The sequence below is a fragment of the Streptomyces angustmyceticus genome (assembly GCF_040701845.1).
GTDB classification, from domain to species: Bacteria; Actinomycetota; Actinomycetes; order Streptomycetales; family Streptomycetaceae; genus Streptomyces; species Streptomyces angustmyceticus_A.
Window position 1 is genome coordinate 30371 of sequence record NZ_JBFBHQ010000017.1, and the last position, 24599, is coordinate 54969.

The following is a 24599-nucleotide window of genomic DNA, read 5'->3' on the forward strand; positions in this document are numbered from 1 at the left end:
CGGTTCTCCTCAGTGGCCGGTGATGGCGTGTGCGATGGCGGTGGTGAGGTCGTTGATGGTGTGGCGGGCGCCGGTGTCGGCGAGGTAGAAGCCGAAGAGGACGGCCACCAGCGCGGCGCCGAGGCCGAGGGACTTGTAGCGGATCAGCAGGGCGAGCAGGACGCCGAGGATGACGACGAGGGAGAGCGTTATTGCCACGGCAGGGACTCCTTGCGGTCGGTGGAGCGGGTGCGGGTGCCGTCGTGGTGCAGGCGGCAGGCTTGGCGGTGCAGGCGGCGGCCGAGGCGCAGGCGCTTGCCGTGGGTGCGGCAACGGCGGCACGGCTTGCCGCGCTTGAAGTCGCCGGTGCGGCTGCGGCGGAGGCGGTAGCCGAGGCCGCGGCACGTGCGGCAGGTGCCGAACGGCTGGAGGGCGCACAACGCTGCGTAGCCGCCGATGGCGAGGAGCAGCAGTGCGGAGCTAGCGAGGAGCATGCGGGGTCAACTCCCGTTCCAGGGTGGTTTTCGGGGGTTGTGCCAGGTGGGGCGCTAGACGCTAGGTGCCTGCTCACAGGCCCTATGGGGTGCTAGCGAGGGTGCTAGACCTAGCAGCGCGGGCTGCTAGGTCTAGCAGTGCTGCTGGGGTCAGGCCGCAGCCCGATCGGCATCACGGCGGGTAATCGCGGCGGTGATGTCGGCCCGCTCGATGCCGCGGCGGTTCTTGCCTTCGCCGCCGTCGGTCTGGCCCCAGACCTGGCCCGGCTTGATGCCCCAGGGCTTCAGCGCCGCGGTGACGTTCTCGCCCTTCCACCCCTCGTACGTCTCCGGCCGCAGGGCGGCGAGGCGGGTGGCGATGCGCTCGCACCACACGGCCTTCTCGTCGGCGGGGACGACGGCGAGCACGTCGGTGAGGATGTCCGCGCCGGTGGTCTGCTCGGGGGCCTGGCCGATGGAGTGGCCGGTGACGTTGCCGTACTCCTCGCGCAGCTTGCGCGCCCGCGCCACCACCGTCCCGGCCGCGACGGCGTCGACGAACGCGCTGGCGACGATGCGGGGGTCATCGCCCTCGCCGGCCATCCAGCAGATGCCGCGGTCGGAGCGGGAGAACATGGTGGCCCGGTACCCGGCCTTGTACATCGACGTGCCCAGGACCATGTCGTTGGCGGGCTGGCCCATCACCTTCAGGCAGAACCGCAGCACCGCGTTCGCACTGATGCCGGTGGGCAGCGACTTCGCGTCCGGGCGCTGCGTTCCGAACAGCGTCACGATGCCCAGCGCGGGGCCGCGCTTGACCAGGTCGGTGCAGATCGCCTCGATCTCCTTGCCGTGCTCGTCGTGCTCGAACGGCACCTGGCACTCGTCGAAGCCGGCCACGATCGGATGCAGCCCCAACGAGCGGTCGTTGGCCAGTTCGGGGGTCACCTTCGACTCCGGGCAGCGGGAGGTGGGCAGGTTCTTGATGACCTTCGCCCGGCGCCGCAGCTCCTCCTTCAGCTCCCGCAGCGAGTCGAGGACGTACTCAATGTCGTCGTCCTCTTCCCCGGCCCGGTAGCGATGGCAGACGGGCTCCAGCGCACCGAAGTCGCCGGTGCCCTTGAAGTCGAACGCGTGCAGCTCGGCCCGCGGGTCGAGGGCGGCGATGAGCAGGAACAGTCGCATCAGGAACGTCTTGCCCATGCGGGGGATGGAGCCGACCACGACGGCCGCGAACATGAGCGTTACGGCGACGTCGCGCATGCGCTGGTCGTTGCCGAACACCACCGGCTTGAACAGGTCCACCTGACCGGCTTTGAGCAGCGGCCAGGCCGGTTTGGTGGTCTCGTTCATCGGCTTGTCGCCGACCCAAAGGACCAGGCGTCCTTCGTGCTCGGTGGGGTCGGGGGCGGGCCAGACGCAGCCGACCTTGCGGCGCAGGCCGGAGGCGAGGGGCTTGCGGGCCTCCATGATGTCCTCGGGCGTGACGCCGTAGGGCAGGTCGAGATCGGCGCGGTAGCCGGGGCCGTCGCGCACGATTTCGCTGGTGAAGCGCATGCCGTTCATGTCGCCGCCCTTCTTGATGGCGGCGGAGATCTTCGCGTTGCCGATCGAGTCCAGCCCCCGCAGCACGATCGACCCGGTGAGCTTCTGCACCTCGGTCTTCAGCACGGCGGGGCCGACGACGGGGGCGTCGGGCTGCTGGCCGGCCATGCCCAGCAGCAGCACCCCGCCCGCCCCGAACGCGTACAGCAGGGCGGGGGCCATGACGTAGAGCCACAGGGCGAACCCGAGACCGAAGACCAGGGCGACGAGGGTGACCAGGCCGCGCAGGCGGACGCGTCCGGCCCGCAGGCGGGCCAGGCGCATGTACTCCTCGACGTCCTCTGTCTGCACCGCGAAAGCCCGCAGCGGGGCCGCTTCACGGTCCCAGATCCACCGGTTGGTGGTGGCGATGAACCGGCAGGTCCCGCGCGGGGCCATGCCGGTCAGGCGCGCGGCGTAGACGGGCAGGCGGACGCCGTGGAAGAGGGAGGCGTAGCCGAGGTTGGCGCCGGCGTGGCGGGCGGTGGCCAGGAAGTCGCGGCGGTTGGTCAGCCACCCGGCGAGCACCGGCTTGCGCTTCTCGCTGACCACGCCCGGTGCGGGCAGCTTGGGGTTGTCGACCGCCGCGGGTGCGGCCGGGGTCTCGTCGGGGTCGGGGGTGTCCGGTACGGCGCGCAGGTGCGTCGGGGGTGCGGTGGTGTCGGTCATGCTGTACGTCCTGTCTTCGCATCGTGCGGGGATGGGCAGGCCCGGGGCGGTCGGTTCGCCTGGCAGCCATCGGCCGCCCCGGGGTGCAGCTACTTCGTGGTCTTGGCCTGGCGCTTGCGGGCGTCGTCCAGGACTCGGTCGACCTTGCGCTGAAGATCGCCGAGGTGGACGTGCTCACCCGCGAGGGAGCGCTTGCACATGCGGGCGGTCAGCAGTGCGACCTTGGCTTTCTCGGCGGCGGTCAGCGGCGGTTCGGCGGCCATGACGCTCCATTCCGGAGCCGGACTGTCCAGCTCCCCACCGCGCCCGGCCGGCGGCCGGGCGCGTCTGGGCAGCCGTCAGCCGCGCTTGCGCCGTGCCTTGCGCAGGTTCTGAGCGGCGGCCTTGCCGTCCGGCCCGCCGACCGACCGCACGACAGTCACCACGCCCCACGCGCCGACGGCGGCGATGAAGGCGAGGAGGGCGAGGTTGGCGGCGATGGCGGTCAGGGAGCCGACCAGCAGCGGGCCGAAGTACACGCCCGCGGCGACGGCACCGCCCCCGGCACCGGCACCGAGGGCGATGCGCTGAACGGTGCGGTCCGGCGGGGCCTGGTGGATGTGCTGGACGATCACCTGCGGCTGCTCGTAGTCGGCTGGCGTGCCGATCGGCTCGGGCCGGTAGACGGGCAGCTGTTGCGGGTTGCGCGGGACGGGGGAGTTGTCGAACTGGTAGCGGCGCGGAGTGGACACGCTGACCTCCTTCAATCGCTGCTGGTCAGTCGTCGGTGTCGAACGTGGCGTAGGGGCCGTCGGTGGCCTTGGGGGCGTGCATCACGCTGTCGGCCGCGGCGAACAGCGCGGCGCCCGCAGCGGCAGCCACGGCAAGGCCGGGGTGCCCGGCGTCGGTGGCGAGCCGGGCCGCACTCTGCGCCGCGGCGTTCACCTTCAGCGCGTTCGACGGGTCGTTGGTGGCGCTCATGATCCGGTCGTACAGGCCCATCTCGGAGGGTCCTTTCAACAGGAAGAGGCAGGTCAGGCAGCGCGCTGTCCGTCGTCGGGGTAGGCGCAGGGGGTGCACATGCCGAGGGAGCGCGGGATGCAGTACCCGGCGTCGCGGCGGCAGTTGGGGCAGGTGCGGCGGGCGAGGTTCGCCCGCTCCAGTGCCGCCCACCGGCCCGGCGTCATGGGCCGGACCGGGCGGGCGGCGTCGATCAGGTAGAGGTAGGCCACCAGCGGCCCGCGACGGCGTCGGCGCCGCTCAAGCTGTGCGACCACCGGCTGACCACCCGGCCGCAGCCCGAGGGCGCGCAGTTGGCGGCGGGTGGCCAGCCCGTCCGGGGCCAGGCGCCAGGGATAGGTGGGAATGCCGCAGGGTTCGCGGCCGGCCGGGCCGGTCACGGGGCGGTGAGGGCGAGGTCAGCGCGCCCGGCGTCGCCGGGCTGGCGCTGCTCGGCGTAGCGGGTGGAGACCCAGCCGACCGACCAGCCGCACAGCTCGGATGCGGCCCGCACCGGCAGCCCGGCGGCGAACGCCGCGGCGATCAGTGTGCGGGCTTCGTCCTCGGGCAGCTTCTCCTCGGCCGGGCCGCGGGACAGGAGCGCCGAGCGTTCACGCTCGGCCCGCTCCTCGCGCTCGCGCTGTTCACGCTCCCGGGCCGTGGCCCGCTCACGGCGCTCACGCTCGGAGCGTTCAGCGGCCTGGCGTTCACGCTGTTCACGCTCGCGCTGCGCCTGTTCACGCTCGCGTTCACGGCGTTCACGAGCCTCCCGCTCCGCCCGCTCCCGGGCGGCCGCCTGCTCACGCTCCTCACGCCGGAGACGCTCTTCACGCTCGGCCTGTTCACGGAGGAGCTGGGCCTCATGGTCGCGCTGTTCACGCGCCAGAGCGGCAGCGTGCTCCCGCTCCTCGGCCCGCTCCCGGCGGGCAGCGTTCTCACGCTCGCGCACGGCCTTCTCCCGGCGCTCGCGCTCGGCCTGCTGCTTGTCCTCCAGGGCGGTCACGGCGCGGGTGATGGCGCGGCGGTAGGCCAGTCCGGTCTCTGCCGTGACGATCAGCAGCAGCGGCGCGACCGCGTGGACGGCCACTCCGACCAGGTCTTTGTTGAGGGCGGAGTCGGCGATGTTCAGGGCCAGGGTCATGGCGCCGGTCATCCACCGCAGGGCGATGGGCCACCGGCCACCGTGCCCGCCCAGGCGGGCCAGCACCGAGTCCAGGCGCACCACGATGACGACCGCGGCGTCCACCACCAGGGGCAGGATCGGCGCCGTCCACACCCACCCGCCCGGGGTATGTGAGGCCATGAGCGGGGTGACGGTCAGGACCGAGAAGAGCATCGCGCCACCCACGATCAGCCACGTACCGGCGGACAACGCCTTCTCGGCTGAACGCACTTGAACACCGTTCACGCCGCACCCCCCAACGGCTCGACCGCGGGGGCGGCGACGCTGCGGAAGTGGTCGCGGCCGGCGTCGTAGATGAACGGCGTGCACACCCACCGCAGCTCCGCCACGGGGCGTTCACCCACCGAGACCCAGCCGTTCAGCGGCACTCCCAGGGTGGCCGCGTAGGCGTAGGCGGCCGGCTTGTCGGGGTGGATGCTGTGGGGCTCGCCGTAGTGGAGCAGCAGCACCATGGACGCATCCGCTGGAGCCGGAGCGCCCAGCTCCTCGATCCGCGCGGCCTGCTCAGCCACCGTGCCCTGGGTCTGCACCAACTCCGCCTGGGTCCGTTCCAGCACCTTGGCCAGATCCTCGGCGTGGGCGCGAGCCGTGACGGCGTCGAGGTGGGCGGCGACCGCCTCGGCACTCAGGCCGTCGGCGGTACGTACGTGGCGGGCGTAGGCGGCATCCGCAGCCGCCTGCACCTCCCGTGTGCGCTCCCGGGCCTGGTCGGTCTCCTGCTGGAGGGCGGTAAGGCGGGTGCGGGTGATGATGCGGATCATGCCGCGCCCCCGTTCTGCGCGGCGTTGCGGTTGAGCAGGTCTCGGCGGGCGGCCAGGACCTTTCGGCGGGCCCGGCGCAGCCGCCGCGCGTCCAGCTCGGTGACCGGTCGGTCCAGCACGCTGATCTGTACGTCCAGCAGCTCGACCTCCGCCGAGATGAGCGGCATCTCCGCCTCGATCGCGTCCAGCTCCGCGCCCGTCGGTCCGCCGACGGGCGGGGTGCTGGTAACGAGCGTCTGAAGTGCAACGATGTTCTTCATCGGGTCGTGTTCTCCTTCGACGGTGGGCGGCCCGAAGGCACCCCCTGGAGCGGCTACTCCGGGGGGTGCGGGCCGTTATGGGTGGTTGATCAGTCAGGGACGGGGCAGGACGCGTGCCGCCGTACCGGCCAGGGCATCGGCCGCATCCACAGCCGACTCCCGCAAGGACGCCAGGGCTGCAGCGTTCGAGGCGCCGCGCATGTCGTACGTGGCGCGCACAGCGGCGTCCACCTCGCCGCGAACTTGCGGCAGCAGCGTCGTCAGAGCGATCTGCGGGGCGGTGACGGCGGACCGGGTGACGTGGCTGGCCTCGCGGGCGGCAGCAACCTCAGCCGGCGCCGCGCCGGACAGCCGCAGGTCCTCGCGCACCCACATCGCGCGGCGGTGGTCGGCCAACGCGGCGCTCAGCTCGGTCAGGGCCTTCAGGGCCTGATCCCGCAGCGCCTCACGGCGTTGCGACCTGGCCGCGGAATACTGCTGGACACCGACGACACCGGCACCCAGCACGGTGCCGATGACCGCGACAACGGCGGCAGCGATCTCCATCGAACTCCCCCTCTCGGGGCCGGACGATCCGGCTCCCCTCAGCCCCGCCCGTACAGCGCACAGGGCGCCGGACGGGCGGAGGAGGCAACCGGCCGCAGCGCGAACGCGCTGCGGAGTTGGCGGAACGTGGTGGCCCCTGCCAGGGACCGCGGGTCTCGCATGGACGCGGGCGGTGCTCGATCCGGGGAGTCCCCTCCTGGACGTCGTGGCGACGAAAGGTGATGCCGCGTCGTTCTTTTGCGTCGGCGAGTTCTGCAGCTCGCCCTCCCCACGCAGGAATGTGCCGCTGGTGGATCACGGGGCTCGCCCAAGACACCGCGAAGTGCAGCGCCCTGGCCGACGGGTCTCCACTCACCTCCGGCCGGTGTCATCACGGACGGTGTTGCGGTGGTGGATCACGCTGTTCAGTTCTCAAGCAACGACCGCTTCCTTCGACCCCCTTCACCGGGGCCTCCGGGCGTGACTTCAGATTGACCTAAGTCAATCTGGCTGTCAAGCGGCTCCCGCAGAATCTCCGAGATTGACCTAGGTCCAGTTACGCTCGGGGCCATGGATCCCAGCTCGCATGCGCACAAGCCGACAGCCAAGGACATTGCCGCGAGGTACCGAAAAGAGATCGCGAACGGCGAGCGCGAGGCGGGCTCTCGCCTGCCGGCCGCACGACAGCTCGCCAAGGAGCTCGGTGTTCAGCTCGTGACAGTGCAGAGCGCCTACAACCAACTGCGCGATGAAGGCTTGGTACTCAGCCAGCAGGGCCGTGGCACGTTCGTTCGTGACCCATCAGTCCCGCTCGGAACTGAGCCGGGCAGCAGCCCGGCCTACACAGCTCTCGCGGAGGAGCTCAACTCGATCCATGACGCACTCCGCCTGCTTGGTGAGCGCCTGGATCGTCTCGAACGAGTCGTGGGAGACGAGACTCCGCCCGCTCAATGAGTGCGTCTGTGCGCCCCAGGAGCTGCTCGGCCTTGGTGTGCGCTTCTCTCAAACTCGCCCTGACCAGGGCGAGTTCCGAGGGGGAAAGGTCGCCCAATTGGCCGCTTCGCTCATGGATCCGCGTCATGACAACGAGCATGTGGCCCCAGACGCCAGAGGACCCGGACAAAGTGTCCGGGTCCCTAGTCTTGGCAGGCATGGAAGTTGATGCTTCTTCACTTCACTGCAAGGTCCACTGCGTTCAGTACGGCCGACCACGGAAGCTCTCGCCCTGATGGCGCCTCCCGCGGCTCGCACAAGGGCCAGACCTCCGGCCCCTGGACGAAGTAAACACCCCCCTCGCGCAGGTCGCCGATATGGCGCTTCCACGCCGGGTGGCGCGCGTGCGCAGCGTTCACGCGAGGGAAGACAACGACGGGCAAACCGATGGTGCCGATTGCCTCACCAACCTGGGTGAGCGCCTGGTTGTCCATGAGGCCAGTAGCCAGCTTTGCGACCGTATTGGCCGACGCCGGGGCGACTACGTAGCAGGCGACCGGCGGATGCGGTCGCGCTTCACCGGGGAACCGCGGCTCATCCCGTACAGGCAGGCCAGTCACCTCTTCCAGCCGCGCTAGTTCGCCATTCATCCGTAGCCAGCGCCCGGCGGTCGGCGTCAGCGTCACCGCCACTTGCCACCCGCGTTGCATCGCAGGTTCGACAAGGCCGGTACGCAGCGCCTCGACCCCGCCAGCCGCCGACCCCACAACTCCGAGTACACCCCGACTACCTGGTTTCACTGCACCGCCCTGCACCGTTGAGCCATCACGAACACTTCGGACGAGCGGGAGCCACCGGTGACGGGAGACTGTTTGATCAGGTCCCGCAGTGTCTCGCGCACCCTGGGATTGTTGCGTACAAGCTGTGGGGATGTTCGTTCGGCCGTACGCAACGACTCGAACGCCTCATCTCCCAGCCCCGCCAACGAAAGGGCACGGGCGTAGTCGATCCGGTGCGAAACGCTGCGTTCCTGCGGCATGTGGTCCACGTCGATACGACCGTGCTCAACCACGTACGAGATGTTGTCGAGGTCCAGCTCCACGGACAGACGATGCAGCAACACGTTCGTGGGACCAAAGCCTGTCTGCCAGTAGTTCTCGTCCGATCCGAGGTCGCACGCGAGAGTCTCGGCACGACTGAGTAGAGCCGTGGCGGTCGGGCGATCCTGATGCCGCGCTGCCGCGACAGCGGCGCGTAGGTGGATCATCCCGAGCAAGCTGAGCGCGGCAGGGTCGTTGTCTGATACCCGCGATGACAGCCAAGCGGCTGCCGTGTTGCCCAGTTCCAGTGCGTCGTCATAGCGACCGTTCGCGAGCAAGGCATGTGTTCCAGATCGCGCAGCCGAGGTGAGTACGAGCGGGTCATCGGACTCGTCCGCAGCACGCATGGCACGCTCAGCCGCCAGCCACGAGATATCCGATTCGCCGATCTTCGCAAGCGTCGTAGCAGCGAGGTGGTGCGCGCGGGCCGAGACCGCCCAGCAGTCTCGGCGGTCGTCCCCTCGTCGCGTCGCGCGGTCTTCCAGCTCGTGTGCTGTCTGGAGTAGCCCGGGAAGCACCGCGATGACGCTACCGAGCCGGCCGCCCTGGTAGTCGTTCCACGCGTGTTCCACCTGCACCGCCACGGGGGCAGGCGTCGGGAGCTGCACTTCGACCTCCGGGCCGAAGAGAAGACGCGAGAGTCGGCGTGGACTCATGAGCGCATCACGGACGGCCGGAACATCGTCCTGCTGGCGTTCACCCTCCACGAGCACGGTTTGACCGAGCAGGTCTCCGAGCGGCACTCGCAAGATGCGCGCGAGTTCCGCGAGCATGTCGATGCGCGGTGGGTTCCGACGGCCCGTCTCAATCTTCGCGAGCCAGTCAGTGCTACGGCCGACCAGTCCGGCCAGCACTGGTTGCGTGTAGCCACGACGCTTCCGGTAGAACGCGATCCGTTCGCCGATGCTGAGGTGATCTCCAAGACCACGCATGGGTGCTGCCTCCTGCGGATTGGGGGCTTGCTTCACGGTACAAAGCGGCTAATGCGGCCAGCCGTAGTCATCGCTGGCGTGCTGCTGAACGAAGCATGAAGCTCCAAGAATGAGGGTCCCCGGACGAAGTGTCCGGGTCCCACTTCAGGTCTCACCGAGCATCGCGCAGGGCGCCCGGGGGAGCCAGGGCTCCAACCTCAAGTCCACCTCCTAGACCCGCCATTCGCAGTCCGCCGCGCCTGCGACTGACAAGCTGAACTCATGAGTGCACGCACCAAACGCCTCGTGGTTACCGCTGCCGTGGCCATCCTGCTCATCGCCTACGCCCTCCTACTCTGGCGCGGCCCCTGGTGGATCGACGGCAGCCACCTGCGCGAACACGACCTTCAGCCCGCCGACGGTGTCGTGATCACCGGATTCCGCACCACTCTCGTCGCCCTTGGGGCCGGCACCGTTGCGGCACTCGGGCTCTGGTATACGCACAAAAGCCACCGCCAGACGGAGCGCCTTTTCGAGCACACGCGAGATAAAGACCGAGAGCAGGCCGAACTGACACGCGAGGGGCAAGTCACCGAGCGCTTTGTTGAAGGAATCAAATTGCTCGGCTCTGGAAGCCTGACCGAACGCCTCGGAGGCATCTACTCACTAGAGCGCATCATGAGAGATAGCGAGAAAGATCATTCTACCGTGGTCGAAGTGCTCGCAGCTTTCGTGCGAGAACGCGCACGCCCAGAAAATCATCGGGGTGAAAAATTCGACCGGGATGAAGATTTCGAGAAGAGTGTCGAAGAGGTTCTCGGGCGCCCGATCCGGCGCGTCCCGGATGATGTGCAGGCAGCAATGTCGGTACTGGGCAGGCGCCCCGAACGACAGGAAGAGTTCCACATAGACCTTTCCGAATCCAACCTTCAAGGCGCCACTCTATCGAATGCACGATTGCCGAATGTCCGTCTTAATGGTGCGAACTTGGAAGGGGCAAAGCTAGGCGGCGCCAACCTAAAAGGCGCTCGACTTTCAGGCTTGAGTCTCGCGAAAGCCAACATGGTACGAACCGACATGAGTGGCGCGATCTTGAGGAAGACAGACCTCAGGGAAGCACAGCTCGAAGGCGCAATCCTTGAGGGTGCCGACATTATCGGCTCTTCATTCCACAATGCGTTCCTGTCGGGCGCCAAATTCACGCGAGCGCACATCTCATCCACATCATTCGAAGGTGCCACCCATGTTGATCTAGAAGGGGCTGAGGTCGATAGTTGAGTTCAGGCTCGGCGACCACCTGTGGCCCACCGTCCCGAGTCTCCTGCGGACAATTCAGCGCCCTGGACTGCGTCAGCCGTCGAAATATGAGTGGGGGCGGGGATACCCGCACGATGACGGCAAGCTCGCCTAGCGCACCCCACCCGCGGAGGGTGGGGCGCAGGCCAGCAGACGTCGAGATCGAGCCGACAGAGCGAAGAGTCTGGGCGGGAGTGTCCGGGGATCTCGCTTTCGGTTGCCAGGAGCCGGCGTCGGCGAGACGCGCGGGGAGCCAGACAGGGCGCCCCCGGGGAGCCAAACCGGGAGCCAAAGCAGGCGAATCCCTGTGAACCGACGCGGACCGTCACGGACGGCCGGCGACTCAACTCCTGGTCGTGGCGCCCCTTTCGCCCCCCTCTTCCTGTGCCCCCGCTTAGCCGCTCCTTAAGCCCGCCATAAAGATCCTCGGCAACCGCCGTTCGGCGGCAAATGCGCTGTTCAGCGGGGCTAGCGTGCTTCTCGTGAGGCGGCACCGGGGGCCGTCGGCGCCGCCACCGGGGGACGGCGTCGTGGTCCGTGTTCCGACCCCCCACCGCTGTGCCGCCGCCCGACCCGCTCGACGCAACGACTGAAGGAGACCCCCACGATGACCGCTCGTCGCAAGGCCACCGGGATCGCACTGGCCGGCATCGGCCCGCTCGCGCTGACCGTGCTCACCGCGAGCCCGGCCGCCGCGCACGGTTCGATGACGGACCCGGTCAGCCGGGTGTCGGCCTGTTTCGCCGAGGGGCCGGAGAGCCCGAAGTCCGCGGCGTGCAAGGCGGCCGTGCGGGCCGGCGGCACCCAGGCGTTCTACGACTGGAACGGCGTACGGGACGGCGACGCCGGCGGCCGGTCCAAGACGCGGATCCCCAACGGCAAGCTGTGCAGCGCCAACAACCCCGAGTACAAGGGCCTCGACCTGCCCCGCGCCGACTGGCCCTCGTCCACGATGCGGGCGGGGAAGCACACCTTCCACTACAAGGCCACCGCGCCCCACAAGGGGTACTTCGAGCTGTACCTCACCAAGAGCAGCTATGACCCGGCCAAGCCGTTGAAGTGGTCCGACCTGGAGTCGAAGCCGTTCGCGAAGGTCACCGACCCGAAGCTCGTCAACGGGGAGTACGTCTTCGACGGGAAGGTGCCGGCGCGGTCCGGGCGCCACCTGATCTACAGCATCTGGCAGCGGTCGGACAGCCCGGAGGCGTTCTACACCTGCTCGGACGTGGTCTTCGGCAAGGGCGGGGGGAACTCCGCCGCGAAGTCCGCGCCCACCGCCTCGGCGCCGACCGACCGTCAGCTCGCGGCGGCCGCCGGCAAGTCGTCGATGGACATGAGCCAACACCACCACGGGGGCAGCGGGACGGGCGCCCGCACCGACGCCGTCGCGCCGGGGCACACCGGTTCCGTCACGGCGGCGGACGCCGACGCCCCCGCGCCGGGCGGGAGCGCGAAGACCGACGGCAACGCCCCGCGGCAGCAGGGCGGCGGCAAGCCGGTCGACGGGCAGCAGCTGGCGGAGACCGGTGGTGACGGCTCCACCGCCCCGCTGGCCATCGGCGGCGCAGCCGTCCTGGCCCTGGGCGCCGGGGTGCTGTTCACCACCGGCCGCCGCCGGGCGGCCCGGCACCGCGGCTGAGCCCCGCGCCCGGACCGCCCGGGAAGCGGCGCCGTCCCCGTCCGTCGGCCGGGGGCGGCGCCGCCCTGCCTCCGGCCGCCGCGCCGGTGCTGCCGCGCACCCGCCGCACTCCCCTGTGGTGCGGCGGGCGCACAGGCACCCGGCCGGCCTTCCGCGGACGGTGGTGCCGCCCGCCCGGGCCACGGCGGGGCCGGGCGTGCGGGGCGAGGGCGCGGCACGCCGGGGTGCCTCCTCGCGCCCCTCCCGCACCCGGCCGGCACCTCGTTCTAGAGGCACATCTCCAATATAGTGGAGAGTACCCTCTAGAACATGGCCAGGCCACCCCGCTTCGACACCTCGAAGCTCCTCGACGCCGCCGTACGGCTGGCGGCCGAGTCCGGCCCGTCGGGCGTCACCATGTCCGCGGTCGCGGCGGCCGTCGGCGCGCCCAGCGGCTCGCTCTACCACCGCTTCACCGGCCGCACGGCGCTGCTCGCCGAGGTGTGGCTGCGTACCGTCGAGGGCTTCCAGGAGGGCTACTTCGAGGCCCTGGAATCGTCGGACGACCCGCGCACCGGGGGCCGGGCGGCCGCCCGCCACATCGTGGCGTGGAGCCGCGCACACCCGGCGGAGGCGGCGCTGCTGCTGTACGGGGCCGGGGAGTTCGGGCGGGAGGACTGGTCCGACGAGCATCTGCTCCGCGCGGAGGAGGGGAACATCCGGGTGCGCGCGGCGGTGGCGGCGCTCGCGGGGGCCCTGGGGGTGCACGGCAGGCCGGGCCTGGACCGGGTGACGCTCGCCGTCATCGATCTCCCGCTGTCCGTGGTGCGCCGCCATCTGCGCGGCGGCACCCCCCTGCCCGAGTACGCCGAGGACATGGCCGAGGAGTGCACCGACGCCCTGCTGGCCGGCGGCTGACGGCAGCGGCCCGGCCCGTACGCGGCACGGTCCGGCCCCCGCACGGGCGGGGCCGGACCGCTCCCGGTCAGCCCGACACGCAGGTGGTCGGGGTGGCGTGCGCCGGGTCGAGGGCGTTGGCCGTCTCGTGGAAGGCGACGCGGTCGGCGAGGCCGATGGCCACATGCTCGGAGAGGTCGAGGGCGCACAGGTCCTGGAGCACGACGTTGTGCACGTCGGGGCCGTTGAGGAACTGCGTCCGGTAGGGGGTGACGACCTCGTCGTACTTGGTCGCGAGCACGGTGTAGTGCACCCCTGGAACGGTGTCCCCGCCCTCGTTGAGGCGGTTGAGGAGCTCCGAGCCGACGATCTGGTCGGACAGCCCCGGGGTCGCCCTGTCGAGGTACTGCTTGGCACCGGGGAAGTAGGGCAGCAGGCGGGTCAGCCCGTCCAGGTCGGTGCCGTGGTTGTCGGGAGCCAGCCCGACCAGCGCGTTCACCTTGCCCGCGCCGCCGTGGAACTTCATGTACACCCGCGGCATCATCCCGCCCTGCGAGTGGCCGACGATGTCGACCTTCGAGGTGCCGGTGGCGGCCAGCACCCGGTCGACGTAGTCGGCGAGCTGCTGGGCGGAGGCGTCTATCGGCCCCAGCCCGTGGAAGAACGGGACCCCGGGCAGCTGCCCGTAGTCCAGGGAGAAGACGCAGTAGCCGCGGGCCACCAAATAGGGGGCGAGGCCGAGCCAGTTGTCGACGGCGTTGCCCAGGGTGCCGTGCACCAGGACCACCGGGCGCGGGTGGTCGGCGGACGGCTTGCAGGAGTAGTTGTTCCAGCCGCTGCGGACGGTGGGGGAGTCGGCAGCGGCGGGCGTGGCGGCGGTGAGACCGAGGGCCAGGGCGAGGGCGGGAAGCAGGGTGAGCGTTCTGGACCAGCGCAGCTTCATACGATGCTCCTTGCGGGGTGAGGGGACTCCGAAGTGCTCGGTGAGCCGTTCACGCGATCCGGATCGCAAGGGCCAACGCAGTTGACTGGAAAGTAAGTTACGGCTGGGTAAGCAGAGAGTGCCAGCAGCGTGACGGTGAAGGAAGCCGCACACGACCCTCACCGGACGTCCGGGGGAAAAGCGCCGGGCGTGTGCCTGTGCCCGGTTCCGTACGTCACGGCCGCCGGGGACCGGAGCCGTCCCGTACAGTCGGCAACGCCTTGACCAGTGACATCACCGCCGACGGCGTCTTGACCAGTGGCCGCGGCACGAAGGACAGGAGGGGGACACCGATGACACCGAGGGAGACGGCGGGGACAGCGGATCCGACGGGCCTTGTGGAGGTTTCGTCGGAGGGGGAGCTGCGCGAGCTGATCGGCGAGCCCAGCTCCCATGCGGCGCACAAGACCCGCCACCGGCTGCACGACCTGGACCGCAAGTGGCTGGCCCGCTCGCCGTTCTGTGTGATCGCCACCGCGGACGCGCAGGGCCGGTGCGACGTCTCGCCCAAGGGCGACCCGGCGGGCTTCACCGTCGTCCTGGACGACACCACCCTGGTGATCCCGGACCGCCCCGGCAACAAGCGCCTGGACGGCATGAGGAACATCCTCGGCAATCCGCATGTCGGGCTGGACTACTTCGTCCCGGGACGCGGTGACACCCTGCGGATCAACGGCCGCGCCCGGCTGCTGCGCGACGCCCCGTTCTTCGACGAGCTGACCGTGAAGGGCAACCGCCCGCGACTGGCGCTGCTGGTGGAGGTCGAGGAGGTCTTCTACCACTGCTCCAAGGCGTTCCTGCGCTCGGAGCTGTGGAACCCGGAGACCTGGCAGCCCGACGCCCTGCCCTCGCGGGCCCGGATCGTCAAGGGCGTCGAGCTCAAGGACATGCCGCTGGAGGAGCTGGAGCGGCACTACGGCCCGGAGTACGCAAAGAAGCTCTACGGCTGAGGCCCCAGGGGCACGCCCTCGGGGAGACGCCGCCTACGGCCGGACGGCCCCGGGCCCGGGCCCGGGCCCGGGCCCGGGGGGCGGCCTGGTGCCCGGTGGCGGGGGCGTACGGCCGGGCGGGCCGAGGGTCGCCGCGGGGCGTACGCTCCCGGTGCCGAAGCGTGCTCTGGCCCGGTCGACGGCCGCCTCGATGCGGTGCGCCTTGTCGTCGGACGGGTCGAAGGTCAGCTGCCGCGCGGCGAGTTCGGCCCGGCACAGGTCCTCCGCGCGCAGCGCCACGGACCGCACCCGCGCCCGCTGCAGCCCGAGCGCGGCGTGCAGCGCATAGGCCGCCCCGGTCAGGGCGGGCCCGTGCGCGGTCGGCCCGTCGAGCCGGCGGGTGCGGGTCGTGGTGGAGCGGTCGGCGTAGCGGACGGTGAGGGTGAGCGCACGGGCCACCTGCCCGCTCGCGCGCATCCGGGCGCCGAGGTCGTCGGCGAGCGAGAGCAGCGCCCTGCGGCGCCTGGCCGGGTCCAGCTCGTCGTGGGCGAAGCGGTGTTCCGCGCCCATCGAACGGGCCGCGGCGTTGGGCGTCACCGGCGTCGGGTCGATGCCGCGGGCCCGCTCGTACACGATCCGGCCGGTCTTCGCGCCGAGGATCCGCTGCAGGGTCGCGGGCGGTGCGGCGGCGATCCGGCCGACGCTGTCGAGGCCGTACGCGCACAGGGCGCGGGCGGTGGCCGGGCCGACGCCGTGCAGTGCCGAGGCCGGGCGGCGGTCGAGGAACGCGGCGACCGCTCCGGCGCCGCCGGGGGCGGACCGGATCTCCCCGGGCGCGGCTTCCCCGGCCGCCATCCGGGCGAGCAGCGGGTTGGCGCCGATCCCGATCGTGCACCGTACGCCGCACCAGGCCAGGGCGCGCAGCCGCACCAGTTCGGCGATGCCCGCCGCGTCCCGGTCGAAGTAGCGCAGCGCCCCGCGCACATCGGCCAGCGCGGCGTCCGGCGGCAGCGCCTCGACCACCGGGGTGAACCGGGCCAGGAGCCGCAGCAGTTGCTCGAATCCCCCGGCGCTCACGGGGGCCCCGTCGACGGCCTCGAACCGGACGTGGAGCAGGCCCGGCTGCCGCGCGGCGGAGGGATCCGGCGGTGTGGCGGACGGCCCCGGCGCGGGGGTCATCCCGCGCTCCCCGGGCTGGCGTGCCACAACTTGCGCCCGGTGGCGGCCTGTTCGCCCGCGGGCCGGAGGTCGGCCCACGGGTGCAGCTCGTAGCCGGTCTCCAGCCGGAGGGTGCGGCCGGGGGCGGCGGCCGGCTCGGATCCCCGGTCCGCCCCGGGCCCCTCCCCCGGCTCCCCGCCCGGCCCGGCCGGCCCGCCGTCCGCCCCGGCCGCTTCCTCGCCGGTCCGCTCCGGTGCCGCCGCGAGCCGGGCGGCAACCGCCTCCAGCCCGCCCTCGCGGCGGAGTTCGGCCAGCTCGGCGAGGTTCCAGGCGGCGGCGCCGACCACGCTGAGGCTGCGCGGGCCGCGCCGCTGGACCGTACCGCGCACCAGCAGCAGCCAGGAGTGGAAGATCGTGTGCGCGCACGCCGCGACGGGGCCGGGGGCACCTCCCGGATCGCCGGAACCCGGGGGAGCGTCGAAGAAGGCGCAGTCGACCAGGCCCGTGCTGTCGTCGAGCGTGGTGAAGATGACCCGGCGGCCGGAGCGGATCGGCGGTGTCTGCGTGGCCGCCTTGGCCCCGGCGACCAGCACCGTCTCGCCGTGCCGGGCGCCGCGCAGCAGCCGGGCCGGCAGGGCGCCCAGCTCGGCGAGGAACTCTTGGTGGTCGGCCATCAGATGGCGGGAGGTGTCCATGCCGAGGACGCCCAGCTCGGCGCTGAGCCGTTCGACGTCGCTGAGGTCGGGCAGCCCCGCCGGCTCGACCGGGTCGACCGGCTCCGCCCGCTCCGCGCCCGCGCCGTCGAGGGCCCCGGACGGCAGCGTCAACTGGCCGCCGGACGCCTGCCGTCCGTGACGGTGCAGCTCGGCGACGTACAGCAGCAGATCCCGCCGGTTCGCGCCGAAGGCGTCCAACGCGCCGACCCGGGCGAGGCGTTCGGCCACCGGGCGGCTCGGCCTGGCCCGCTGCCACAGGTCCCGGAGCGAGCGGTAGGGCTGCCCGGCCTCGATCCGCCGCGCCTCGGCCTCGCTCATGCCGTGCACATCGCCGAGCGCGAGCCGCAGCCCCCAGAGCGCGCCCGAGCGGGGCCCGCCGCCACCGGAACCGGACACCAGTTCGATCCGATGGGCGACCGCCGACCGGTTCACGTCCAACGGCAGCACCGGCACCCCGCGCCGCCGCGCGTCCGCGAGCAGCAGCCGCTTCGGGTACATCCCGGGGTCGTGGGTGAGCAGCCCGGCGTAGAAGGCCGCGGGGTGGTGCGCCTTGAGCCAGGCGGACTGGTAGGTGGGCACCGCGAAGGCCACCGCATGCGCCTTGCAGAAGCCGTACGAGCCGAAGGCCTCGACGATCTCCCAGGTGCGTGCGATGACGTCGGGCGCATAGCCGCGCCGCTCGGCGCGCCGGGCGAACCAGGCGCGGATCCCGCCCTGCAGTTCGGGGTGCGACAGGGCCCGGCGCTTCTCGTCCGCCTCGTCCCGTGCGCAGCCCGTCATGATCCGCAGCAGCTCGATGACCTGCTCGTGGAACACCACCACCCCGTAGGTCTCGCGCAGCGGTTCCGCCAGGTCCGGGTGCGGGTAGCGGACCGGCCTGCGGCCGTGCCGGGCCTCGATGAAGGGCCGCACCATATCGGCGGCGACCGGGCCCGGCCGGAAGAGGGAGATGTCGACGACCAGGTCGTGGAAGGTGGCGGGCTGCAGCCTGCCGACCAGGTCGCGCTGGCCCGGCGACTCGATCTGGAAGCAGCCGAGGGTCTCGGTCGAACGGATCAGGCCGTAGGTCGCCTCGTCGCCGGGCGGCACCTGCGCGGGGTCGTCGAGGTCGATCCGGCGCCCGGTGGCCCGGCCGATCTCGGCGACCGCGTGCGCCATCGCGGACTGCATCCGTACGCCCAGCACATCGAGCTTGAGCAGCCCCAGGTCCTCCACGTCCTCCTTGTCGAACTGCGACATGGCGAGGGGGGCACCTCCCGCGCCCTCAAGGCCGTGGGGGACGTCGCCGCCGGTGGGCACGACCGGCGTGCGGTCCAGCAGGGTGGAGTCGGAGAGCAGCACCCCGCACGGGTGCATGGCGATCCCGCGCGGCAGCGCGTCCAGCGCCTCGACCAGCGGCCACAGCTGCTCCCCGCCGGCCTCCCGGATCCCGCGCAGCTCCGGCAGCTCGGCCAGCGCCGCCCGGGCGTCGCCGGCGCGGATGTGCGGGAAGGCCTTGGCGAGGCGGTCCACCCGCGCCGGGTCCATGCCCAGGGCGGCGCCCACGTCCCGTACGGCGTGCCGGACGCGGTAGGTCTCGGGCATCGAGACGGTGGCGACCCGTTCGGCGCCGAAGCGGTCGAAGATCGCGCGGTAGACCTCCAGCCGGCGGGCGGACTCGACGTCGATGTCGATGTCCGGCAGCGCCGCCCGGCGCTCGGACAAGAAGCGCTCCATCAGCAGCCCGTGCTCGACCGGGTCGGCGTGGGCGATGCCGAGGAGGTGGTTGACCAGGGACCCGGCGCCGGACCCGCGGGCCGCGACCCGGATGCCCATCGCCTTGATGTCGTCCACGACCTGAGCGACCGTCAGGAAGTACGAGGGGTAGCCGAGCCGTTCGATCGTGCGCAGCTCGTCGTGCAGCCGCGCCCAGCGCGCACGGTCGCGGTCGTAGCCGCGCAGCACCATCGCGGCGGCGCAGCGCGAGCGCAGCACCCGGGCGGCGGTGCGCCGGCCCGCACCGACCAGCCGCGGCTCGGGGAAGTGGACCCGGCCGAGCCCGATGTCGTCCTGCGGGTCGACCAGGCACGCGCCGGCGGTCTCCTCGGTCATGGTGAGCAGCCGGTGGGCCAGGTCGCGCCGGAATCCGGCCGCCTCGGCGACCCGCTCGGCGGTGTGGCGCATGGCGGCGGCGTCCTTGAGCCAGCGCTCGCCGCCGTCCCGGGCCTCGGGCCGGTGCCGGTCCAGCGGCACCAGGCGGCGGGCGGAGTCCAGGATGTCGGCGACCGGCCCCTGGCCGGGGTCGGCGTAGCGGACCGCGTTGGTCAGCACGGCGCGGACGCCCTGGTCGACGGCGAAGCCGAGGGTGCGGGCGGCCAGCCGCGGGGAGCCGGGGCCGCTGCCGGGCCGCCCGTGGTCGACGACCTCCAGGCGCAGCGCCCGACCGTACCGCTCGCGCCAGGGGGCGATCAGCCGGGCGGCGCGGTCCGGGCGCCCGGCGGCCAGCGCCCGGCCGACCTCGGAGTCCGGCCCGAGCAGCACGGTCAGCCCGTCCGCGGCGGATTCCAGGGCGCTCCACGGGAGGACGGGCTGCTCCCCCTGCCCGGCGTGGGCGGCGGAGACCAGCCGGCACAGGGCGGCCCAGCCGGCCGCGCCGTCGCGGGCCAGGAAGACGGCGCGGGCGGCGGACTCGTCACGGAAGGCGCCGCCGCGCACCGGAGTGCGGCGGCGCGTGGCGGCGGCGCCGGGCGCGGGGACCGACGCGTGCTCCGCCACGGCGAGTTCGGCGCCGAACAGCGGGCGGATCCCGGCCTCGGCGGCGGCCTTGGCGAACCGTACGGCCCCGGAGAGACCGTCCCGGTCGGTCAGCGCGAGGGCGTCCATCCCGCGTTCGGCGGCGCGCTCGGCGAGCCGCTCCGGATGGGAGGCGCCGTAGCGCAGGGAGAACCCCGAAGCGGTGTGCAGATGCGTGAACCCGGGCATCCGCACCTCCTGCGCCTCATCCGCCCCCCGGCTGACCCTGTGTCCCTCGTTCCTCCCCTCCACCATAACCCGCTCATCGAACATTCGTACGAAGACCCGCCGGGGGGACACCCGGCCGTCATCCACCGATCAGCCCCGTCCGCTCTGCACACCCCCACCGCCAAACGGAAGATAGCGGAGCAAAAGCACCCAACGCGCCGGGCCGGCAGCCCGGAGCGTGACGAGGAGCGACCGCATGGCCACGACGGACGACGGGACCCGCACCACCTTCCTCCGGGAGGTGCGGAGCGCGGTGACGCCCCACGCCTCGCTGCTGGTGCTCGGCGTGCTGGGCCTGATGATCGCGTTCATCACCTCGTACACCGGCGCCTTCCACCACCCCGGACCCGCCGACGTGCCCTTCGGCGTGGTCGCCCCCGCGCAGGCCCGCGGGCAGCTGGTGGGCAAGCTGAGCCGGCTGCCCGGCTCCCCCCTGGACCCGCGCGCGGTGCCCTCCGAACGGGCCGCGCGGGCCCGGCTCGCCGACCGGACCCTCGACGGCGTGCTGATCGTCGACCCGCGCGGCCGCACCGACCGGCTCCTGGTGGCCAGTGGCGGCGGGGCCTCCCTCGCCCAGGCGGTCGAACTGGTCGTCCGCTCGGCGGAGCAGGCCGAGCGCCGGACCGTGCGCACCGTGGACGTGATCCCCGCCGACCCGGGCGACAGCCGCAGCCTGTCGTCCTTCTACCTCGTCGTCGGCTGGTGCGTCGGCGGCTATCTGTGCGCCGCGATCCTCGCGATCAGCGCCGGGGCGCGCCCCTCCAACGGGCACCGGGCGGTCATCCGGCTGGCCGCGCTCGCCGTGTACGCGATCGCCGCCGGACTGGCCGGCACGCTCATCGTCGGGCCCGTCCTGGGCGCGCTGCCCGGCACCTTCTTCGGCCTGTGGGGCCTGGGCGCGCTGGTCGTCTTCGCGGTCGGCGCCACCACCCTGGCCTGCCAGGCCCTGCTGGGCATCATCGGCATCGGCCTGGCGATCCTGCTGATCGTCATCCTCGGCAACCCGAGCGCGGGCGGCGCCTACCCCTATCCGATGCTGCCCCCGTTCTGGCGCGCCCTCGGCCCCGCCCTCCCCCCGGGCGCGGGCACCTGGGCCGCGCGCTCCCTCGCCTACTTCCGCGGCAACGCGGTCACCGGCCCGCTCCTGGTGCTGTCCGCCTGGGCGGCGGGCGGCACCGTCGTCACCCTGGCACGTTCGATCCTCCGCACGAAGGACGGGAACCCCTCATGACCCTCTCCGCCAACCGGCTGTCCGACCCCGCGGTACGGGCCCTGGTCACGGCCCTCAACAACAACGACGAGCAGGCGTTCTTCGACGCGCTCACCCCCGACGCCACCATGTCCGACGACGGCTCCGACCGGGACCTGCGCGAATGGTGCGACCGGGAGATCTTCGCGACACGGGGCCACATGGACGTCCAGTCCGAGTCGCATCAGGGCCTGTCCCTGGTGGCGGACTACCGCAACGACACCTGGGGCGAGATGCGCACCCGCTGGCGCTTCACGGTGGAGAACGGAAAGGTGAGCCGCTTCGAAACCGGGCAGGCGTGATGCCCGGCGGGGTGGAGCGGCCTGACGCCCCGCAGGGCCCACAACCCCGGCATCCGGCAGGACGGTAGGGCCGTAGGCCCCCGGTGCGGGAGGGGCGCGGCGCCTTGCGGCCGATCCGCGCTCCCGCACGTCACCGGAGTCGATCTGCGACACTGGGAGAAACATGCCGGCGCGAGCAGCGGTTGACATCAATGTCACGGCTCGACGGTGAAACGGGTCGGCCCGATGATGGCCGGGAGCCGGTGGCGAGGGTTGTCGGACAGGCCGCGAGAGGCCGCGAATCGCCGGCCCCTCTTCTCCCCCACATGAACACCGGGCCCGCGCCACCGCATTCGGCCCTGGCACCAAGAGCGGCATGACGGCCGGATCTCACCATCACGTGGGAGGCATCCGATGCCCTTCATCGACATCAAGGTGATCGCAGGGGTATTCACCCCCGAAGAAAAGCAGAAGATGGTCGAAGACGTCTCCGAGGCGTTGATCGCCATCGAAGGCGAGGCGCTGCGACCGGTGACCCACGTCGTGATCACCGAGACACCCAGCGGCGCATGGGCCATCGGCGGCAAGGCCCTGACCGCCGAGGACGTCCAGGCCAAGCGGGCCGGCTAGCCCGGGCGGCAGGTGGCGTCGAGCGACGAACGCACCGCAGGGGTCGCGTGCGCGGGCACGGCACAGGCCCCTGACGGATCTTCCCGGTCAGGGGCCCCCTCGCTGCCGCCCCGAGGGCCGGACCTCAAAACCCTCTCCACACCGCCCGCGTGGGCACCTGTGACGCCGAGATCTCGACGCGCCCGTTCGTGCAACGCGTTCAGGGCCGCTGTCAGCGCTGTACCCGGGGCGCCGTCACAGCATCCGGATCACGCGCAGCCCGAAGCCACTGCCACGGCACGCGGTTCACTTGGTGTGCCGCCGCAAAGGCGGAAGGGTCTGCCGGCAGGGCCATCGACTCGAAGGCCGAAGAGCGCCGTCGGCAATGCGGCTCGGCCCGTCACGGGTGCCCGGCGAAGCTCCCTACCGTAGTGGCACGTCGGGCGACAGCCTCGTTGCCACCCTCACCGAACAGCTCTGCTTCGGCACGCTCCCTCACGCCATCCGACCTGATATCGCCAGGTGACATCAACGACGCTGGATCCAGGCGGCCTTGAGCACCGAAGGGGCCCGGAACCCGTCCGCCCCGCCCCCGTGGCTCACATATGCGTGCCGCCGTCGATCCGGATCTCGGTGCCGGTGATGAACGCGCCGTCGTGCGAGGCGAGCGTCGCGATGACGCCCGCGACCGTGTCCGGGCTCGCGAAGCCCTCGCCGAGGGCCGGGAAGAGCTTGTCGAACAGGCCCGTGTCGGCGTCCTCGGGCAGGCCGGGGACGGGGCCGCTGGTCATGCCGCTGGCGATGGATCCCGGGGCCACGCACACCGCGCGCAGCCCCTGCTTGGCGTACTCGCCGGCGATGGCGTGCGTCATGGACTGGATGCCGCCCTTGCTGGCCGCGTACGCCGCCATGTACGGGTGCGCGAACGAGGCGGAGGTGGAGCTGAAGTTGACCACCACGGGGTCCTGGCCCGCCAGGAGCGCGGGCAGCGCCTCACGGATCATCAGGAACGTGCCGGTCAGGTTGACCGAGATGATCCGCTGGAATTCCTCCAGGCTGGTCAGGTGGGTGTGCGAGGAGCGCAGGATGCCGGCCGCGTTGATCAGGACGTCCAGGCCGCCGAGCCCGGAGACCGCGGCGGCGACGGCCGCGCGGACCGACGCCTCGTCGGCCACGTCCAGCACCGTGGTCTCCAGCCGCCCGGCACCGCCGTCCGCGGCCGCGCGCTCGGCGGTGCCCCGCAGACCCGCCTCGTCGATGTCCGCCGCCACCACCCGGCCGCCCTCGGCGAGGATCCGGTGGGTGGTGGCCCGGCCGATGCCCGAGCCGGCTCCGGTGATCAGGGTGCGTCGGCCGTCAAAGCGGTTCATGGTCCGGCTCCGTTCTCGAGGTACTCGCGCACGGTATGCCGACCTGGCACAGTCTGCCAATATCGCATGCCGTGCCGAAATGGGCAGGACCCTCCGTAAGCTGGCGCCATGCCCACCGCCCCCCGCCCCGCCGCACTCCCCCGCCCCTCGCTCACCGAGCGGCGCAGAGCCGAGACCCAACTGGAGATCGCCCGCACCGCGGCGGCCCTGTTCACGGAGCGCGGCGCCGCCGTCACCGCCGACGAGATCGCCCGCGCCGCCGGGGTCGCGCTGCGCACCTTCTACCGCTACTTCCGCACCAAGGAGGACGCGGTGGTACCGCTGCTCGCCGCCGGGGTGCGGCAGTGGATCGACGACCTGGCCGCGCCCGCCCCGGACGCGGACGCGCCCTCCGTGCGCGAGGCGCTGGAGCGGACGGCCCGCCGGTCGCTGACGCCCGCCGACGAGCCTGCCGCCGAGGCGCTGCACTGGACCCGTGGACTGCTGCGGGCGATGCCGGGCGATCCCGCGCTGCGGGCGGTCTGGCACCGGGTGCACCACGACGCCGAGGAGGCGCTGGTGCCGGTCCTGGCGCGGCTGACCGGCGCACCGCCGCTGGAGGTACGGCTGGCCGCGGCCGCCGCGAACACCGCGATGCGGATCGCGGTGGAGGAGTGGGCGGCGGGCGACGAGGCCCCGGACGACGGACCGGAGGGGCCCGCCGCGCTGGTGGCCCGGTGCATGCGGGCGCTGACGGCCGGGCTGCCGCAGCTGGAGCGGGAGGCGGAGGCCGGGCCGGCGTGAGGGGCGGCCGCCTCCGGGGCTCAGGTGCCGGCCGGCTCCGAGCCCCGCGGGCCGCAGGCATGACGGCCCCGCACACGGCCGGCCCAGGCCCCGCGGGCCGAACGCGCACCGCCCCCGCACGACGACCGACTCCGGACCCACGCGACGCCCCGCCCCGGCACCCACTCAACGGCCGGCCCCGGACGGTGCGCACAACGGGCCCGCAGGGCACCCGACTTCGCGATGGCAAAGCAAGGAACAGGCGACGGTAAGGCGAGCAGCAGGTGGCCGGTTCTTACCGTGCCGAGCCCTCCGGGCAGCACGGAGGCGCCCTCCGCCCGCCCTCTTCGGCCAATCGGCGGAGATCGAAACCCGC

Annotated in this window: 26 protein-coding genes; 9 read left to right on the forward strand and 17 right to left on the reverse strand. The window is 72.1% G+C overall.

Annotated elements, in window-relative coordinates; translation table 11 throughout:
* Window positions 1-9: 9 nt before the first annotated feature.
* The 11 genes from AB0411_RS27075 to AB0411_RS27125 all read right to left on the reverse strand — a co-directional run bounded on the left by AB0411_RS27075 (window position 10) and on the right by AB0411_RS27125 (window position 6433).
* Window positions 10-198 (reverse strand): hypothetical protein, encoded by a 189-nt coding sequence (locus AB0411_RS27075; protein WP_366419881.1) that lies wholly within the window; start codon window positions 196-198, stop codon window positions 10-12.
* Window positions 189-473 (reverse strand): hypothetical protein, encoded by a 285-nt coding sequence (locus AB0411_RS27080; RefSeq protein ID WP_366419882.1) that lies wholly within the window; start codon window positions 471-473, stop codon window positions 189-191. Before AB0411_RS27080 ends, AB0411_RS27075 begins: the two co-directional genes overlap by 10 nt.
* Window positions 474-623: 150 nt before the next feature.
* Complete coding sequence (locus tag AB0411_RS27085) at window positions 624-2705, reverse strand: cell division protein FtsK (protein WP_366419883.1); 2082 nt, start codon at window positions 2703-2705, stop codon at window positions 624-626.
* Between the two features lie 89 nt (window positions 2706-2794).
* Window positions 2795-2968, reverse strand: a complete 174-nt coding sequence (locus AB0411_RS27090) for a DUF6257 family protein (protein ID WP_366419884.1) — start codon at window positions 2966-2968, stop codon at window positions 2795-2797.
* Between the two features lie 75 nt (window positions 2969-3043).
* Window positions 3044-3352, reverse strand: coding sequence for a DUF6251 family protein (locus tag AB0411_RS27095; protein ID WP_437043566.1), 309 nt, complete (start codon window positions 3350-3352; stop codon window positions 3044-3046).
* A gap of 109 nt (window positions 3353-3461) precedes the next feature.
* On the reverse strand, window positions 3462-3686 hold the full coding sequence (locus AB0411_RS27100) for a hypothetical protein (RefSeq protein ID WP_366419886.1): 225 nt from the start codon (window positions 3684-3686) through the stop codon (window positions 3462-3464).
* Between the two features lie 32 nt (window positions 3687-3718).
* On the reverse strand, window positions 3719-4084 hold the full coding sequence (locus AB0411_RS27105; RefSeq protein WP_366419887.1) for an RRQRL motif-containing zinc-binding protein: 366 nt from the start codon (window positions 4082-4084) through the stop codon (window positions 3719-3721).
* Window positions 4081-5091, reverse strand: coding sequence for a DUF2637 domain-containing protein (locus AB0411_RS27110; protein WP_366419888.1), 1011 nt, complete (start codon window positions 5089-5091; stop codon window positions 4081-4083). The genes AB0411_RS27105 and AB0411_RS27110 overlap by 4 nt, the downstream gene beginning before the upstream one ends.
* Entirely contained in the window at window positions 5088-5627 is a 540-nt protein-coding gene (locus tag AB0411_RS27115; protein WP_366419889.1) for a hypothetical protein, read from the reverse strand. Before AB0411_RS27115 ends, AB0411_RS27110 begins: the two co-directional genes overlap by 4 nt.
* A complete protein-coding gene (locus AB0411_RS27120) occupies window positions 5624-5887 on the reverse strand; it encodes a DUF6284 family protein (protein WP_366419890.1) in 264 nt (87 codons plus the stop codon). Before AB0411_RS27120 ends, AB0411_RS27115 begins: the two co-directional genes overlap by 4 nt.
* Before the next feature lie 93 nt (window positions 5888-5980).
* A complete protein-coding gene (locus AB0411_RS27125) occupies window positions 5981-6433 on the reverse strand; it encodes a protein kilB (RefSeq protein WP_366419891.1) in 453 nt (150 codons plus the stop codon).
* 549 nt (window positions 6434-6982) lie between these two features.
* Between AB0411_RS27125 and AB0411_RS27130 the strand changes: the two genes are divergently transcribed.
* Window positions 6983-7366, forward strand: coding sequence for a GntR family transcriptional regulator (locus tag AB0411_RS27130; protein WP_366419892.1), 384 nt, complete (start codon window positions 6983-6985; stop codon window positions 7364-7366).
* A 215-nt stretch (window positions 7367-7581) separates the two neighbouring features.
* On the opposite strand, the gene AB0411_RS27135 is transcribed toward AB0411_RS27130, so the two are convergent.
* Both AB0411_RS27135 and AB0411_RS27140 read right to left on the reverse strand, forming a co-directional pair.
* Entirely contained in the window at window positions 7582-8160 is a 579-nt protein-coding gene (locus tag AB0411_RS27135) for a flavoprotein (RefSeq protein WP_366419893.1), read from the reverse strand.
* The gene (locus AB0411_RS27140; protein WP_366419894.1) at window positions 8142-9377 is read right to left on the reverse strand and encodes a helix-turn-helix domain-containing protein; all 1236 of its coding nucleotides are present in this window, start codon (window positions 9375-9377) and stop codon (window positions 8142-8144) included. The genes AB0411_RS27135 and AB0411_RS27140 overlap by 19 nt, the downstream gene beginning before the upstream one ends.
* 261 nt (window positions 9378-9638) lie before the next feature.
* On the opposite strand from AB0411_RS27140, the gene AB0411_RS27145 reads away from it, so the two are divergent.
* From AB0411_RS27145 to AB0411_RS27155, 3 genes are all read left to right on the forward strand, one after another.
* A complete protein-coding gene (locus tag AB0411_RS27145) occupies window positions 9639-10634 on the forward strand; it encodes a pentapeptide repeat-containing protein (protein WP_366419895.1) in 996 nt (331 codons plus the stop codon).
* A gap of 625 nt (window positions 10635-11259) precedes the next feature.
* Window positions 11260-12291 carry a lytic polysaccharide monooxygenase auxiliary activity family 9 protein gene (locus AB0411_RS27150; RefSeq protein WP_366419896.1) on the forward strand — a complete coding sequence of 344 codons (1032 nt, stop codon included), beginning with the start codon at window positions 11260-11262 and terminating at the stop codon, window positions 12289-12291.
* Window positions 12292-12600: 309 nt separating this feature from the next.
* Window positions 12601-13188: a TetR/AcrR family transcriptional regulator gene (locus tag AB0411_RS27155; protein WP_366419897.1), complete on the forward strand. Its 588-nt coding sequence runs from the start codon at window positions 12601-12603 to the stop codon at window positions 13186-13188.
* A 67-nt stretch (window positions 13189-13255) separates the two neighbouring features.
* Here the strand turns inward: AB0411_RS27155 and AB0411_RS27160 are convergent, their stop codons facing one another.
* A complete protein-coding gene (locus tag AB0411_RS27160) occupies window positions 13256-14110 on the reverse strand; it encodes an esterase/lipase family protein (RefSeq protein WP_366419898.1) in 855 nt (284 codons plus the stop codon).
* 332 nt (window positions 14111-14442) lie between these two features.
* Here AB0411_RS27160 and AB0411_RS27165 point away from each other — a divergent pair, with 332 nt between their 5' ends.
* Window positions 14443-15099, forward strand: a complete 657-nt coding sequence (locus AB0411_RS27165; protein WP_366419899.1) for a pyridoxamine 5'-phosphate oxidase family protein — start codon at window positions 14443-14445, stop codon at window positions 15097-15099.
* Window positions 15100-15132: 33 nt separating this feature from the next.
* Here the strand turns inward: AB0411_RS27165 and AB0411_RS27170 are convergent, their stop codons facing one another.
* Complete coding sequence (locus AB0411_RS27170) at window positions 15133-16257, reverse strand: DNA polymerase Y family protein (protein ID WP_366419900.1); 1125 nt, start codon at window positions 16255-16257, stop codon at window positions 15133-15135.
* A complete protein-coding gene (locus tag AB0411_RS27175) occupies window positions 16254-19913 on the reverse strand; it encodes a DNA polymerase III subunit alpha (RefSeq protein ID WP_366419901.1) in 3660 nt (1219 codons plus the stop codon). The genes AB0411_RS27170 and AB0411_RS27175 overlap by 4 nt, the downstream gene beginning before the upstream one ends.
* A 235-nt stretch (window positions 19914-20148) precedes the next feature.
* Here AB0411_RS27175 and AB0411_RS27180 point away from each other — a divergent pair, with 235 nt between their 5' ends.
* The 3 genes from AB0411_RS27180 to AB0411_RS27190 all read left to right on the forward strand — a co-directional run bounded on the left by AB0411_RS27180 (window position 20149) and on the right by AB0411_RS27190 (window position 22112).
* Window positions 20149-21183, forward strand: a complete 1035-nt coding sequence (locus AB0411_RS27180; RefSeq protein ID WP_366419902.1) for a DUF3533 domain-containing protein — start codon at window positions 20149-20151, stop codon at window positions 21181-21183.
* Entirely contained in the window at window positions 21180-21503 is a 324-nt protein-coding gene (locus AB0411_RS27185) for a nuclear transport factor 2 family protein (RefSeq protein WP_366419903.1), read from the forward strand. The genes AB0411_RS27180 and AB0411_RS27185 overlap by 4 nt, the downstream gene beginning before the upstream one ends.
* A gap of 393 nt (window positions 21504-21896) precedes the next feature.
* Window positions 21897-22112, forward strand: a complete 216-nt coding sequence (locus AB0411_RS27190) for a tautomerase family protein (RefSeq protein WP_366419904.1) — start codon at window positions 21897-21899, stop codon at window positions 22110-22112.
* A gap of 578 nt (window positions 22113-22690) precedes the next feature.
* On the opposite strand, the gene AB0411_RS27195 is transcribed toward AB0411_RS27190, so the two are convergent.
* Complete coding sequence (locus tag AB0411_RS27195) at window positions 22691-23461, reverse strand: SDR family NAD(P)-dependent oxidoreductase (RefSeq protein ID WP_366419905.1); 771 nt, start codon at window positions 23459-23461, stop codon at window positions 22691-22693.
* A gap of 108 nt (window positions 23462-23569) precedes the next feature.
* On the opposite strand from AB0411_RS27195, the gene AB0411_RS27200 reads away from it, so the two are divergent.
* Entirely contained in the window at window positions 23570-24244 is a 675-nt protein-coding gene (locus tag AB0411_RS27200) for a TetR/AcrR family transcriptional regulator (RefSeq protein WP_366419906.1), read from the forward strand.
* The last annotated feature ends 355 nt before the right edge of the window (window positions 24245-24599 follow it).

Bases quoted from the DNA above. Each gene is read 5' to 3' on its own strand.
- AB0411_RS27080 (WP_366419882.1), bottom strand. From the start codon at position 473: ATGCTCCTCGCTAGCTCCGCACTGCTGCTCCTCGCCATCGGCGGCTAC.
- AB0411_RS27085 (WP_366419883.1), bottom strand. From the start codon at position 2,705: ATGACCGACACCACCGCACCCCCGACGCACCTGCGCGCCGTACCGGAC.
- AB0411_RS27090 (WP_366419884.1), bottom strand. From the start codon at position 2,968: ATGGCCGCCGAACCGCCGCTGACCGCCGCCGAGAAAGCCAAGGTCGCA.
- AB0411_RS27100 (WP_366419886.1), bottom strand. From the start codon at position 3,686: ATGGGCCTGTACGACCGGATCATGAGCGCCACCAACGACCCGTCGAAC.
- AB0411_RS27115 (WP_366419889.1), bottom strand. From the start codon at position 5,627: ATGATCCGCATCATCACCCGCACCCGCCTTACCGCCCTCCAGCAGGAG.
- AB0411_RS27120 (WP_366419890.1), bottom strand. From the start codon at position 5,887: ATGAAGAACATCGTTGCACTTCAGACGCTCGTTACCAGCACCCCGCCC.
- AB0411_RS27125 (WP_366419891.1), bottom strand. From the start codon at position 6,433: ATGGAGATCGCTGCCGCCGTTGTCGCGGTCATCGGCACCGTGCTGGGT.
- AB0411_RS27130 (WP_366419892.1), top strand. From the start codon at position 6,983: ATGGATCCCAGCTCGCATGCGCACAAGCCGACAGCCAAGGACATTGCC.
- AB0411_RS27140 (WP_366419894.1), bottom strand. From the start codon at position 9,377: ATGCGTGGTCTTGGAGATCACCTCAGCATCGGCGAACGGATCGCGTTC.
- AB0411_RS27145 (WP_366419895.1), top strand. From the start codon at position 9,639: ATGAGTGCACGCACCAAACGCCTCGTGGTTACCGCTGCCGTGGCCATC.
- AB0411_RS27150 (WP_366419896.1), top strand. From the start codon at position 11,260: ATGACCGCTCGTCGCAAGGCCACCGGGATCGCACTGGCCGGCATCGGC.
- AB0411_RS27155 (WP_366419897.1), top strand. From the start codon at position 12,601: ATGGCCAGGCCACCCCGCTTCGACACCTCGAAGCTCCTCGACGCCGCC.
- AB0411_RS27160 (WP_366419898.1), bottom strand. From the start codon at position 14,110: ATGAAGCTGCGCTGGTCCAGAACGCTCACCCTGCTTCCCGCCCTCGCC.
- AB0411_RS27165 (WP_366419899.1), top strand. From the start codon at position 14,443: ATGACACCGAGGGAGACGGCGGGGACAGCGGATCCGACGGGCCTTGTG.
- AB0411_RS27170 (WP_366419900.1), bottom strand. From the start codon at position 16,257: ATGACCCCCGCGCCGGGGCCGTCCGCCACACCGCCGGATCCCTCCGCC.
- AB0411_RS27175 (WP_366419901.1), bottom strand. From the start codon at position 19,913: ATGCCCGGGTTCACGCATCTGCACACCGCTTCGGGGTTCTCCCTGCGC.
- AB0411_RS27180 (WP_366419902.1), top strand. From the start codon at position 20,149: ATGGCCACGACGGACGACGGGACCCGCACCACCTTCCTCCGGGAGGTG.
- AB0411_RS27185 (WP_366419903.1), top strand. From the start codon at position 21,180: ATGACCCTCTCCGCCAACCGGCTGTCCGACCCCGCGGTACGGGCCCTG.
- AB0411_RS27190 (WP_366419904.1), top strand. From the start codon at position 21,897: ATGCCCTTCATCGACATCAAGGTGATCGCAGGGGTATTCACCCCCGAA.
- AB0411_RS27195 (WP_366419905.1), bottom strand. From the start codon at position 23,461: ATGAACCGCTTTGACGGCCGACGCACCCTGATCACCGGAGCCGGCTCG.
- AB0411_RS27200 (WP_366419906.1), top strand. From the start codon at position 23,570: ATGCCCACCGCCCCCCGCCCCGCCGCACTCCCCCGCCCCTCGCTCACC.